General features: G+C 58.9%; 10 protein-coding genes. 6 read left to right on the top strand and 4 right to left on the bottom strand.

The genetic code is table 11. From position 1 onward, the window contains the following. Window positions 1–762: 762 nt before the first annotated feature. The 4 genes from K4G67_RS16030 to K4G67_RS16015 all read right to left on the bottom strand — a co-directional run bounded on the left by K4G67_RS16030 (window position 763) and on the right by K4G67_RS16015 (window position 5692). Entirely contained in the window at window positions 763–1425 is a 663-nt protein-coding gene (locus tag K4G67_RS16030) for a peroxiredoxin (RefSeq protein WP_160661435.1), read from the bottom strand. A gap of 136 nt (window positions 1426–1561) precedes the next feature. Beyond that, the gene (locus tag K4G67_RS16025) at window positions 1562–4147 is read right to left on the bottom strand and encodes an NAD-dependent epimerase/dehydratase family protein (RefSeq protein WP_239807273.1); all 2586 of its coding nucleotides are present in this window, start codon (window positions 4145–4147) and stop codon (window positions 1562–1564) included. A gap of 85 nt (window positions 4148–4232) precedes the next feature. Then, window positions 4233–4658 (bottom strand): CBS domain-containing protein, encoded by a 426-nt coding sequence (locus K4G67_RS16020; RefSeq protein ID WP_237452777.1) that lies wholly within the window; start codon window positions 4656–4658, stop codon window positions 4233–4235. A 575-nt stretch (window positions 4659–5233) separates the two neighbouring features. Beyond that, window positions 5234–5692 (bottom strand): MerR family DNA-binding protein, encoded by a 459-nt coding sequence (locus K4G67_RS16015; RefSeq protein WP_160661438.1) that lies wholly within the window; start codon window positions 5690–5692, stop codon window positions 5234–5236. Between the two features lie 171 nt (window positions 5693–5863). Between K4G67_RS16015 and K4G67_RS17600 the strand changes: the two genes are divergently transcribed. The 6 genes from K4G67_RS17600 (at window position 5864) to K4G67_RS15990 (ending at window position 13297) form a co-directional block, all read left to right on the top strand. Then, entirely contained in the window at window positions 5864–5986 is a 123-nt protein-coding gene (locus K4G67_RS17600; RefSeq protein ID WP_263615426.1) for a hypothetical protein, read from the top strand. A 63-nt stretch (window positions 5987–6049) separates the two neighbouring features. After that, window positions 6050–6358 carry a hypothetical protein gene (locus K4G67_RS16010; protein WP_160661439.1) on the top strand — a complete coding sequence of 103 codons (309 nt, stop codon included), beginning with the start codon at window positions 6050–6052 and terminating at the stop codon, window positions 6356–6358. Between the two features lie 669 nt (window positions 6359–7027). Then, entirely contained in the window at window positions 7028–8263 is a 1236-nt protein-coding gene (locus K4G67_RS16005; protein WP_239807272.1) for a TolC family protein, read from the top strand. 8 nt (window positions 8264–8271) lie between these two features. Then, window positions 8272–9768: an efflux RND transporter periplasmic adaptor subunit gene (locus K4G67_RS16000; RefSeq protein ID WP_239807274.1), complete on the top strand. Its 1497-nt coding sequence runs from the start codon at window positions 8272–8274 to the stop codon at window positions 9766–9768. After that, window positions 9765–12932, top strand: coding sequence for an efflux RND transporter permease subunit (locus tag K4G67_RS15995; protein WP_239807271.1), 3168 nt, complete (start codon window positions 9765–9767; stop codon window positions 12930–12932). The genes K4G67_RS16000 and K4G67_RS15995 overlap by 4 nt, the downstream gene beginning before the upstream one ends. Beyond that, window positions 12911–13297 (top strand): copper-binding protein, encoded by a 387-nt coding sequence (locus tag K4G67_RS15990; protein WP_224801918.1) that lies wholly within the window; start codon window positions 12911–12913, stop codon window positions 13295–13297. The genes K4G67_RS15995 and K4G67_RS15990 overlap by 22 nt, the downstream gene beginning before the upstream one ends. Window positions 13298–13399: the final 102 nt, after the last annotated feature.

Raw genomic sequence — 13399 nt, 5'->3', positions numbered from 1 at the left:
CTCCGCTCCTAAGCTCGCTCATACGAGCGCCCTTAAGACCGGTCGTTCACCCGCCGGACAAGGCGGGGCTCACCGGATGGGTACCACCATCGGTAGAATGCAGCAAGAGCAAGCTGCCAAAACAGCAGCCGAACTGCTTATGACGCTCACAACGGTCGTCTTGCCGTCGTGCAAAGGTAGTGGTTCGACAGCATGAGTCGGTTCGGCCATCAAGCGACTAGCAACCACGAACGGCCCTTACCCATATGAAGTCTTCAAATAGGTCTGCCATAGTACTCGTTCGAACAGAGGCTTCACACGCGAGGGTTCATTGTATTTCGCCGATGTGGCATAGCCCTCCACCAATTGAAGGTCGAGGTCAATTGCGTCACACTGACAGCTCCTCAACCCCGTCACGCAGCTGAGGTGTCCAAGCTCGGCGGACGCCGCAGTCCTTTGACCAACATAGCCGCGCTCAACAGCTATTGTACCTGAAAGACGGAACCCCGCGCCAGGGTTGGGTGAAGCGCGGGGTTCCTGAACGGCCCCGGGACACCTGCGATCCGCAGGGTTCAGGGGGAGGTGGGGCCGCCATTCGATTAACGAGGAGAAAACCGATCGGGACCGGATTTGGTTTTACCGTACACCTAATCGCTTACGCTTCTTGCCAATCTATATATCGAACAGATAGATCCACTCGCAGGTGTGGCGACGCGCTCAAATTCTAGCATGAGCATGCTATATTCACGCCGACATGCAATTGCTGGCAACCTGTTCGCGCAATTAGTCGATCGGTTCTTGGATCACACGCAAATACGGTTTCTTTTCGTCCCAGCCATCGGGATATTTGGCTTTCGCATCTTCGTCCGACAAGGAAGGCGGAATAATCACATCATCACCCTTCTGCCAATTGACCGGCGTCGCTACACCCTTGCGTTCGGTGAGTTGCACCGAATCAAGCAGCCGGAGCACTTCATCGAAATTCCGCCCGCTGCTCATCGGATAAAGCAGCACGGCGCGAATTTTCTTGTCTGGCCCGATGATATAGACAGCGCGGACGGTGGCGTTATCGGCTGCGGTTCGCCTCTCCGCATTACCCGCTTCGTCGGCCGGCAGCATATTATAAAGCTTGGCGACCTGTAGGTCGCTGTCGCCGACCACGGGATAGTCGACCTTATTTCCACTCACCTCCTCGATATCGGGAAGCCAATCGCGATTATCCTGGCTGCTGTCGACCGAAAGGCCAATAATCTTGGTGTTGCGTTTGGCAAATTCCTCGCCAAGCCCGGCCATATAACCAAGCTCGGTCGTGCAAACCGGTGTAAATGCCTTGGGATGGGAAAAGAGGATTGCCCAGCTGTCACCCATCCAATCATGGAAGTGAATGTTTCCTTGTGTGGTCTGGGCTGTGAAATCGGGGGCTGTCGAGCCAATTGAAAGGGTCATGTAAAATACTCCTACTTATTTTGTGGGTACTCAGGGCACATTTCTAGCGATGCTCTGAGAAGAATGCGGGTCCGACCTCGTCTTCATCCTGTTCCTAAAGGAAGAGCGCCAGATCCGCTTTGCTCGGGTCAACCGGTCATACGACAAACCGATCCCAGCCCGCATAATGCTCACCGCTTCGCTTACCGCGAGGCAGGCTCAGTCCGATCAAGAGCAGTCCGACCCCAACCGAGGCCACCGTTCCGGCAGCCGAAGCCCCTGCAAGCATGAAGGGCGCTGCGACCAGCCAGGCACCGAATGCAGCGTTGATGAAGCGCAGGGCGCGCGCGACTTCCGCGGTCGCGATGATTGCCACCGTAATCACCAAAGCACCCACCACGTGATCGCTGTTGGCCATCGCCCCCTCGCTGCCAAGCGTTATCCTTGTCAGCATCAGCCACGCTCCCAGAGCCGTGCTGGCCACCAGGGTCCACGGGAAGGTCACGCCGCGCACCGTGTTCGTCCAGATCGAACGCGCGTCGGTCATATAGTCGGTATCGTCGATTTCACCGTTTGACACTGCGCCGCCCTTGAAGAAGGTACGAACGAGTGACTTGCCTTCCTTTTTCGACCAGTAGAGATACTGTCCCATGGCGATGACTTCATCGAGCGAGAACGGGATCATGATGAGCATCGCAAGCGCAGCAATCAGAGCCGGCGTACTCCACGTCCCGATCATTATCGGCTGAATGATCACGAAATAGATACTGACCACACCGAGCGGAATGACCAGAATGCCGAAGAAGGTAACCATCCACGGCATCGTGCGCCAGCGCGTGCGGGTTCCCATGACCGCCATTAGGATCTCGAGCACATAGCTGACCGCCCCTAGTCCGGCATCCGGGATCGGCCAGGCCTTGGATACATCCGACGTGATGATTTCCTCGGTGCCGTTCTTGGGATCGCCAAGCGATCCGGAGAAAAACGGCTCCCACGCCACATCGATATGGCCAAGCTGGTAGGAGGTAAGCATGCGCGATATCAGAAGGCCGATGATGCCCATCGCAACAATCGGGAATCGCTGGGCATCGGTCGAGGGACTGTAGGTCCACCCGGGCGGGATGGACTTCTTGTCCATCATCCCTTCCATGCTCATGCCGGGCATCATTGGCACCAGCACCGAGAATGCGATCGCCAATGTACCGACAAGCATATTGGTCAGATATTGGGCCGCGCTCGGACTCCAGAAGAACAAGGGCGCGAAAAGCAGCCAGATGCCGACAAAGGCCGTCGCCCACTGCCCCAACCAGGCGGTGCGCTTCGAAAGCGACATCGCGCCGAAGATCATCAATGCGATCCCGCTCAGCATATCGCTCAGAGCAAGAGCGTTGGCCCGCCATTCGATCGACGGCAAACCCCGCTCGAGAGTGACCGCTACGACCGAAGCACGCGCAGTATCGGCGGATACGACGTCATAAACACCAGGACTTGCAGCAAGCCAGAGGCCGAGTCCGATGACAGCAAACTGCGTCCAGCGGGTACCGCGCTGGGGTCCGTCCATATGCTGCATATCGCCGTCCATATTGTTCATGTCGCCGTCCATCTGGTGCCCATCATGCGCTATATCGGTGTCGTGCGATTGAGGTCGCGCCGGTTCGGTCTTCGCTGCATCCGAACTCTTTGGATGCCAGGCCACGCGGGACGTGTTCAGCTTGTTCGTTTCGTACCAGTCCTGCGGGTCGGCTTGCAACGCGTCGATGATGGTCGGAAGCGTTTCGCGGAGCGAGTGCTCTGGTTCCCACCCCAGCAGTTTCCGGGCGCGGGAGATATCGAGAATGTAGTGAGCGTTTGCGTCATCGACCATCCACTGCTTGACGAATCCGTCATGACCGAGGACTTCTTCCTCGATCCACGTGCCCAGTTTCGCCACGCTTTTTGGAATGCGCACTGTCGTCCATTCCTTGCCGTGGATCTGGCAATGAACGATGTCCTGTATCTCGGCATAGCCCAGCGTTTCGGGCTCGCCGACAAGTATCGGCATCTCGCCCTCGAGGTCAGTGCGATGAGCGATAGTCTGCTCGACCGCCTTGGTCAGATCGTCAAGATGCAGTGCCGATTGTGCAGCGCACAACATCCCCGGATACAGATGCGCCGACACGCGATGCTCATAGACACCGGCAATCTGTTCGGCGAGAAAGGCGGAGTGCCCCTCGTCGTCGTAAACCCCCGCAAACCGCAAGAATACAACCGGAATGTCGCCACGGTTCTCGCGCAGTACCTGTTCCGCATCGACCTTCGATTGAGGGTAAGGCCACGTCGGTCCAAGCGGACTGGATTCGTCGATACGTACGCCCGGCAGCGGTTTGGGCTCGTGTACAAGCATCGAGCTTGCATAGATGAACTGTTCGACATCGAAGTCCTGCAGTGCCGTAATCAGCCTGCGCGACCCTTCAACATTGACATTGGTGTACAGCGGGTTTGGCTCGCCCGTGATGTCGAAATAGGCAGCCAGGTGAATGCAAGCTGCAATCGTGTTTGAATGCGCGGCACGCACATTGGTCAAGGCGTCGACAACCGACGCTTCGTCCGCGAGGTCGATGGCGTATGAGGCTTCTAGTCCGGGAACGTCTTTCGCGACCGAGCGATCGAGGCCGATGATGCGGTACTGGTCGCTCAACCGATCAACCAAAGCGCGCCCAATGTATCCGCTTGCACCGGTTATCAGGACGACGCCTCTAGCCATAATCTACTCCATCGCGTTGATCTTGGGATTACTCTTCAAGACAGAACCGTCCTCGCGGGAGGACGGTCCTGCAGCTGCCCTCGGACTAGCAACAACCCGATGAGGCCTTTTCCTGAGATGGCTTGGAGATTTCCTCGACGAGTTCTGCGGTCTTTGCATCGGCACCGGACCGTGCAATATCAGCCTGGGAAACCATGCCGCAGCAATTCCCTTCGTCATCAATCACGGGAACGCGCCGGACCTGGTTGCTCTCCATCGTGGAGCAACATGCATCTACCTCGGTATCCGGCGTGACAGTGACAACCGAACGGGTCATGATGTCCCCCACCGGGGTGTCGGGCGACTTGCCTTCAGCTACGACGCGACAGCAAATGTCCCGATCTGTGACGACACCCACCAGACCGCCTTGGTCATCAACAACAGGAATCTCTCCGCAGTCGTTTCCCACCATGAGCTTCGCTGCATCCTGTACGCTCGCATCCTTGTCGCAGCAGGCGGGATCCTTCGTCATAATGTCCTTAACATGCATAATTCCACTCCTTCATCGGTCGGTCTGTGCAAAAGCATTTCCCGTCAGGGCAGCTTCGCTCAAATCATAGAAAATCATAAGGTAACGGTTCCCATCGTTGGAAGGTCAAGCCCCCTCCATGCGACGAATTGGCGAACTCGGTGCCGACCTGGACCGCACAAGGAGGTCGCGCAGGTGCTGATCTTGGTGCGTCTCTGATGGGTCACGCTTACAGTACGAGCCATCTGCTCCAACCCCTCATATTGGCTGAATGGGAAAAGGTCGGGAGCTTGGAGAAAAGATCGTTTCAGCGAATGGATATGTTCCACTCAATAGAGCTGACACCGAGATTTGTTGCGAATTAAACTTCGCAAACGGGCAGACCACGCCTTGGCAAAAAACTGCAATCGCGAAACTGGCCAAGCTTGAGGTTTTGCGAACAACGACGCAGCACCTTCGGGCCCGCTCCAGGAGTCTTATGTGTCTCGCCGGTCAAATGTCGGACGCGTCCTCAGCCAATTGCTGGTCCAACCCAAAATGAAGCGAACCATGAGAACAGACCAGCGCCAACTCTGTTTTTAGCAGACCCGCTGGTATCCGAACTTGTGACCGACTTCTTTTGCTAAGGCAGGATTGGCATCGTTGGAAAGATCTTTGAGAATAGGACAATCTGGCCGGTCATCGTTCGTGCAACCCGCGATAAGATGCTCAAGAGCGTCGATCATGGAAAGAATTTCTGCCGCCTTGGCGCGCAGAGCACCCAAGTGTCCGGCGGCAACCTCCCGGACATCCTTGCTGGCTCTTTTCTCGTCGTGCCACAGACCGAGCAATTCGCCGATATCATCTACCGAAAAGCCAAGGTTGCGGGCGCGGCGGATGAACCGCAGCGTATGTATTTCGGCAGGGCCGTAAAGCCGATAGCCAGCTTCGGTGCGTTCGGCCGCTCCGATCAGACCGATTTTCTCATAATGCCTGATCATCTTGGCCGACACGCCACTGTCTGCGGCGGCCTCACCAATTGTGTGCAGTTGGCTCATGCATGCTGGATAACTTTCCCACGATAGGAAAGCAAACAGCCTGCGCCGACAATTTTTATTCTGACGCCCCTCTTGACCTTCCCATGATGGGAAGCCCTATCTTTTGGGTAATGTTCGATTCGCGGAGAAAGGTTATAAGAAGAAAGCGCACTCCCGCGCATTGACGCCGACATGCCCAGAAGCCGCACCGCCCTGGAAAAAATGCAAGCCAGATATGTGCGGATGACCCAGGCAGGTGACCTGAGCGGCAAGTTCGCGCGCTTCCAGTTCCTGCGCATGACGACGCAAAGCTGAACTTATCGGAACAATGAAAGGAACTTTTTTATTAATAGTTTTAAATTAGCGGCGCTCGGAGCCTTGGCGACCGCCGGTCTCGCAACAGCTGCGGCCGCGCAATCCCAAGTCGATCATCAGCCCGCTCCACAAGAGAGCTCGCAAGGCCAAGAGAGCAGCCACGAGCATGGTGCAATGCAGGGCGAAATGTCGGACATGGATGGTGACATGTCCGGGATGATGGCGATGATGAACAACCCCGAGATGCGCGCTGAAATGATGGCGATGATGAACGATCCGGAAATGCGCGCTCAAATGATGGACATGATGCGCAACTGCAATGAAATGATGAAGATGAAACAGGAACAGATGTCGAATGAAGAGGCAGGGTAATCCTGAGCACCACACGTCAATTTGCCAGATTGTCTTCGCCTAAGCCTGCCCCCTCCCTGCGGGGCAGGCACCATCCGAACAATGATCGGTGAATCCTGCTGATCTCATGTCCCATGCAAGCGGACCGTATTTATGATTTCTACCACAACAGATCCCGAAGGCTTGTCGAGGCTCGGCTGCGCCCGTAGAGTTAGATGATGCAGTTACTGCGCTCTCTTGGAATTTTTCTGATTGCTTGCGGACTCTTTGTCCAGTCGGCCGCTCATGCCTCGGCGGTGCCGCAAGCACCGGCGGGAAGCGAGGCGGCGTGTAACGAGATGCGCATGGAGACTGGTGCTACGACCGCTTCGGAAGACCAACCCGGACCGTGCAAAAATCTTCGCCTGGATTGCCTTGTGGCCCTCGGTTGTATCGCTCCACTGGCCATGATCACAGCCCCATCAGGCGAACGTACGAAAATTGCTGTGCGTTCGTTGTTCACCCCATTTGCCGCATATTCTCCGGCTCTCGTTGATCAAGGACCCGAGCCGCCGCCCCCGCAAGAGCAATTCTGAGTATTGCCAGGGACTGCCCTGCATACTGAAGCTGAACGAATTTTCCGTCGCGCCTAGCGATGGTCGTTTGTTCCGTCCGCGCTTATATCGCGCGCTCTAGCGGAATCTAGAAATCATGCAGAAAATTTGCTGGACCGCATTTCCGGTCCTGCTGGCTTTGGCGCCAGCTAGTTACGCGCAGTCAATCGGCTACGAGGAGGCATTGAGAGCGGCCGTTAGCGAACAGCCGCAGGTGCGAGCGCGGGAGTTGCAGCTCGAGGCACGTCGCAGCGTCGCTGATGCAGCTGACGAACTACCAGATCCTCGCCTCCGCGCTGGGATTCAGAACCTTCCGGTGGCAGGCCCGGCAGCCTTCGAGATCGACCGGCAGCTGCCCACCCAGATCCAGGTCGGTGTGGAGCAGGACATACCCAATCTCGCGGAGCGCCATGCGAGAGCGCGCATGGCAGTGGCCGATATAGATCTGGCTTCCGCGCAGTTGACCCGCGCGCAGCTCACGGCTCGGCTTGGAGCAGGCGAGGCCTGGATTTCGCTCGCGTACACCCAACAGGCTCTGAATGTTATCGATGAGGCACTTAGGCAGATCGAAAGGCTGGTGCCCTTGGCGCGGAGCGCCGTTGCGGCGGGATCGGCCAGGCCGGCTGAGAGCCTCGAAATTCGCCGTGCGGTACTGGAAGTCGAGGACATGCGGACCCGCCTAGAAGGCGACCTTGACGCGACACGGGCCATGTTGGCGCGATATGCTGCTGTGCAAGGCGCAGTTGCCACCGGGGCTATCCCCGCGGCGGATGTCGATGCCGAGCGACTCCGGGCGACCCTAGAGCTTAATCCCGATATCATTCTCGCTATCGCACAGGTTCGACAGGCAGATGCGAGGATCGATCTTGCCCGGTCGGAGAAGCGGCCCGATTTCGGCATCAATGTCAGCTATGGCAGGCGCGATCCGATGTTCGGTGATGTCGTCTCGGTCATGGGCTCGATTACGCTCCCCATCTTTGCGGGCAGGCGGCAGAACCCGAGGATTGCCGCTGCTGAAGCCGAAGCAAGCGCAGCGCAAGCAATTCAGCTTGATCGCTTGCGCGAACTGCAAGCGCAATTCGAGGCCGACCTTGCCGCTTGGCGCAGCGCATACCGCCAGTGGCAGCGAGCCACGGAGGAGTTGCTACCCCTCGCCCAAAGCCGGGCTGATCTCGAAAGGGCCAGCTTCGCGGCAAACCGCGCCGAACTGCTGGACGTCATCGAAGCGATCAAGGCGCTGGCGCTCCTACAAATCGAGATCCTTGAGCGTGAGGAGGCGACAGTTGAAGCCGCGACGACCTTGCGACTGACCTATACGGAGTTCCAGCCATGAGAGCCAAAATGGGAGCCGCGTGGGACAAACTGTCGCCGCGCCAGAAATCCTGGACGATGGCGGCAACGGTCGCCCTGATCAGCGTCACCGCAGGATACGGGTTATCGCAGCGGGGTGAGAGCGGAAGTCAGGCAAATGGCAACGGGGGATCATCCAGCGCCGAATGTGAGGACGTGCTTTACTGGTACGATCCGATGGTGCCGGGACAGCGTTTCGACGAGCCTGGAAAATCGCCGTTCATGGATATGGAACTTGTTCCCAAATGCGCTGGCGAGGAGGCCACCTCCGGGGTTCAGATCGACGCGGGGCTTGTCCAGAACTTCGGCATCCGCACCGCCGAGGCCGAATACGGCGTACTTGAGCCGGACGTGTCCGTTACCGGTGTTCTCGCTTACAATGGGCGGGACGTTGCAATTGTCCAGCCAAGGGCTGGCGGCTTTGTACAACGAACCTATGGGCGTGCTCCAGACGATGTGGTGAGCCGAGGCGCGCCGCTGGCCGATATTCTCGTACCCGAATGGGGAGGAGCGCAGCAGGAATATCTGGCCGTCCTGAACAGCGGCGATGAACAGCTTGCACAGGCCATGCGCGAGCGGATGCGGCTGCTCGGCATGTCGAATGGGCAAATTTCATCGGTGGGCCGGACCGGCCGCGCGCAGGCGACGATCACGGTCACCGCGCCGACCGGCGGGGTCATCACCATGCTCGGCGTGCGACCCGGCATGACCGTGATGGCAGGCCAGACCCTGGCGGAAATAACCGGATTCTCGCCGATCTGGCTCGAGGCATCGGTGCCCGAAACACAAGCAGCGAATATCCGGGTCGGCCAACCTGTCAGTGCAACCCTGACCGCGTTTCCCGATGAGAGATTTTCCGGACCGATCATCGCGATCTTGCCGAGCGCACAGGATGCCAGCCGGACAATCACCGTCCGCGCACAATTGCCCAATCCTTCCGGACGGCTCAAGCCGGGCATGTTCGCGCAGGTCTCGCTGACCCCCGACACCCGGCGCGCTCTGCTGGTTCCTTCCGAAGCGGTGATCCGGACCGGGCGCCGCACCATCGTCATGATCAAGCAGGACGAGGGCGGCTTCATGCCTGCCGAAGTCCGGATCGGCCGTGAGGCGGGAGGCAGGACCGAAGTGCTGGCCGGCCTTTCGCAAGGCGAAGAGGTCGTGACGTCGGGCCAGTTCCTGCTCGATTCCGAGGCAAGCCTGGCAGGACTTGATGTTCGTGCGATCGATGAGGCAGGTCCGAACCGGGACGGTGAAGACCAACCAGTGACATTCAGCGCAATGGGGACGATCGAGAAGATTGCCGATGGCTCCGTCACGCTGCGGCACGGACCTGTCCCGCGGCTAGACTGGCCCGCCATGACGATGAGTTTCCGCACGAAGAATGCAGCGCAGATCAGCGGGTTCGAGGAAGGCGATAGAGTGCGCTTTACCTTCACCCAGCAGGACGCCGGCCCCCGTATCGAGACCATCAGGAGTGCCGGGCAATGATCGCGCGCATTATCGATGCCTCGATCGCCAATCGGCTTTTCATCGTCCTCGCCGCCATAGCTGTGACCCTTGGCGGGTTCTGGGCCGTCCGCACAACTCCGGTCGATGCTTTGCCCGATCTGTCCGATGTCCAGGTTGTCGTCCGATCCAACTATCCGGGCCAGGCGCCCCGGATTGTCGAGGACCAGGTGACCTACCCGATGGCCACGACCATGCTGTCGGTGCCGGGAGCGAAGACCGTACGCGGCTACTCGATGTTCGGCGACAGCTACGTTTATATCATTTTCGAGGACGGTACCGACCTTTACTGGGCACGGTCGCGGGTGCTCGAATATCTCAATCAGGTGCAGAACCGCCTGCCCGAGGGTGTTACGAGCACGCTCGGTCCGGATGCGACGGGCGTGGGGTGGATTTACGAATATGCGCTTGTCGATCGCACGGGCGGTCATGACCTTGCCGGGCTGCGCAGCCTGCAGGACTGGTTTCTGCGCTACGAGCTCAAGACGATCCCCGGCATTGCCGAAGTCGCGAGTGTCGGCGGTATGGTGAAACAATACCAGATCGTGCTCGAACCTTACCGGATGGCATCGTTCGGCGTCACGCATGCCGAGATCGTAAACGCCATCCAGTCGTCCAACCAGGAGGCCGGCGGTTCGATCGTCGAGATGGGTGAGGCCGAATACATGGTACGCGCGTCGGGCTATCTGACGACGCTGGACGATTTACGCGAGATTCCCCTCAGGACTGCAACTGGCGGGGTTCCGGTTACCCTTGGCGATGTCGCCACAATCCAGGTCGGGCCGGAGCTGCGCCGCGGCATTGCCGAGCTCAACGGCGAAGGAGAGGTCGCCGGCGGCATCATCGTTCTCAGACAGGGCGCGGACGCTCGCAGCGCAATCCAGGCGGTCGAGGAAAAGCTGGACGAATTGCAGGCGAGCCTTCCCGAGGGCGTCGAGATCGTCACCACCTACGACCGATCGCAGCTTATCGACGCCTCGGTGGAGAATTTGACGACCAAGCTGATCGAGGAGTTCATCGTCGTCGCGATCGTATGCGCGCTGTTCCTCTGGCACGCACGTTCGGCACTTGTCGCCATCATCACCCTGCCTTTGGGCGTGCTCGCGGCGTTCATCGTGATGCGTTTCCAGGGGGTGAATGCCAATATCATGTCGCTGGGCGGGATCGCTATCGCGGTCGGCGCCATGGTCGATGCAGCCGTTGTGATGATCGAAAATGCGCACAAGCATCTCGAGCGATGGGAGCATGAAAATCCCGACACGGTGCTTTCGGTCAAGGAACGCTGGCGGATCATCGCCGATGCATCGAAGGAAGTGGGACCGGCGCTGTTCTTCAGCCTTCTGATCATAACCTTGTCGTTCCTGCCCGTGTTTACCCTACAAGCCCAGGAAGGCCGGTTGTTTGCACCGCTTGCCTTCACCAAGACCTATGCCATGGCGGCGGCTGCGCTGCTGTCGGTTACACTGGTTCCGGTGATGATGGGCTGGCTGATCAGGGGTAAGATACCGTCAGAAGACTCCAATTTCCTCAATCGCTGGCTGACCAGGATTTACCGACCGGGCCTTAATTGGGTGATGCGCTGGCCAAAAGCCACGCTCGCGGTTGCAGGCGCGATCTTCCTCACCACGCTGATCCCCTTCTCGCAGCTCGGCGGAGAGTTTCTCCCGCCGCTCGACGAGGGCGATCTGCTCTACATGCCGAGCGCCCTTCCCGGTCTATCGCCAGGCGAGGCCTCGGCGCTGCTGCAGCGCACCGACCGCCTCATCAAATCGGTACCGGAAGTCGAAACAGTCTTCGGCAAGGCCGGCCGTGCAGATACGGCTACCGACCCGGCTCCGCTCACCATGTTCGAGACCACGATCCGGTTCCGGCCGCGGGAGGAATGGCGCGAAGCCATGACGACTGATGCGCTGATCGAAGAGCTCGACCGGGTCGTTCAAGTGCCCGGTCTCGCCAATGTCTGGGTACCCCCTATCCGTAACCGCATCGATATGCTGGCGACCGGGATCAAGAGCCCGATCGGGGTCAAGGTTTCGGGCGAGGATCTTGCAGAGATCGAACGGGTGGCGCTCGAGGTCGAGGGTGTGGCAAAGACGATTCCCGGCGTCAGTTCGGCTCTGGCCGAGAGGCTTTCCGGCGGGCGCTACGTCGATGTCGACATCGATCGCGCCGCAGCGGCGAGATACGGCCTCAACATCTCCGATATCCAGCAGATCGTCTCGGGCGCTATTGGTGGGGCCAATGTCGCGCGGACTGTTGAAGGTCTGGCGCGCTATCCGATCAATGTGCGCTACCCCCGTGAAATTCGCGACAGCGTGGACGAATTGCGAACCTTGCCCCTCCTGACGCCGTCGGGACAACAGATTACGCTCGGCACGGTCGCACGGATCGGCGTCAGCGATGGCCCCCCCATGCTCAAGAGCGAACAGGGACGATTGACCAGCTACATCTATGTGGATGTGCGCGACCGCGATCTTACATCGGTGGTTGCCGACCTCCAAGAAGCGGTCGCCGCAAGCGTCAATCTTCCGGCGGGCGTCAGCCTGTCCTACGCGGGTCAGTTCGAGTACCTTACCCGCGCCTACGAACGGCTGCAGATCGTCGTACCCGCCACGCTCGTCATCATTTTCCTGCTGCTCTATCTGATCTTCAGAAGGTGGGACGAGGCAATGCTTATCATGGGTACGCTGCCATTCGCCCTGTCAGGCGGCTACTGGCTCCTCTATCTGATGGGCTACAACCAGTCGGTCGCAACTGCCGTCGGATTCATTGCCCTGGCAGGTGTATCGGCCGAGTTCGGCGTGATCATGCTGATCTATCTCAAGGCAGCCCTCGAGAAACGAAGTGGCGATTTGAGCGCCGAGGAAGTGGATCAGGCGATCCGCGAAGGGGCGCTCTTGCGTGTCCGACCCAAGGCGATGACCGTAGCGGTGATCCTTGCGGGTCTGTTCCCGATCTTGATCGGTACCGGAGCTGGCTCGGAGGTGATGAGCCGGATCGCGGCACCGATGATCGGCGGTATGATTACCGCGCCGCTCCTGTCCATGTTCCTGCTTCCCGCCGCCTATCTGTTGTTGCGGCGCCCCCGTCCGGAAAAACCGGCCAACCCTCAAGGAGAAGAAGAATGCGTACCCCAACCTATATGATCCTGCTCGCGGCACCGCTGGCGCTTGCAGCCTGCGACGCTGCAGACGACAGCTCAGAGACCATGATGTCAGACGACATGGCGAACTCGGACAGCATGCCCATGTCAGGCGAAATGCCGATGGCGGAGGAGACCGGCGGCGAGCAGAGCGCCAGCGCGGAGGGAACGGTTACAGCCATCGATTCCGAGGCGGGCACTGTGACCATCGAGCATGGTCCGGTCGAAAGTATCGGGTGGCCCGCGATGACCATGGCATTCGAAGCCGACGCGCAAATCCTCGAACAGGTCAGTGTCGGTGAGGGAATAGCCTTTAAATTTCGTACTGGAACCGAAGGCAGCGTCGTTACCTCGGTAACGCCGCGATAGCATGAAGGGTGGGAGGCGCTCGGTTGCGCCGGTGCCTCCCACGCAAAAACAGGTGAATATGCCCGATATCGACAGGCCCAACTTTCAGGATCGGCGCGATTT

Origin of the sequence: Croceicoccus hydrothermalis (genome assembly GCF_022378335.1) — a bacterium.
GTDB lineage: Bacteria > Pseudomonadota > Alphaproteobacteria > Sphingomonadales > Sphingomonadaceae > Croceicoccus > Croceicoccus hydrothermalis.
The sequence above is the reverse complement of the archived record's forward strand: the minus strand, read 5'-3'. Positions and strand labels throughout refer to the sequence as shown.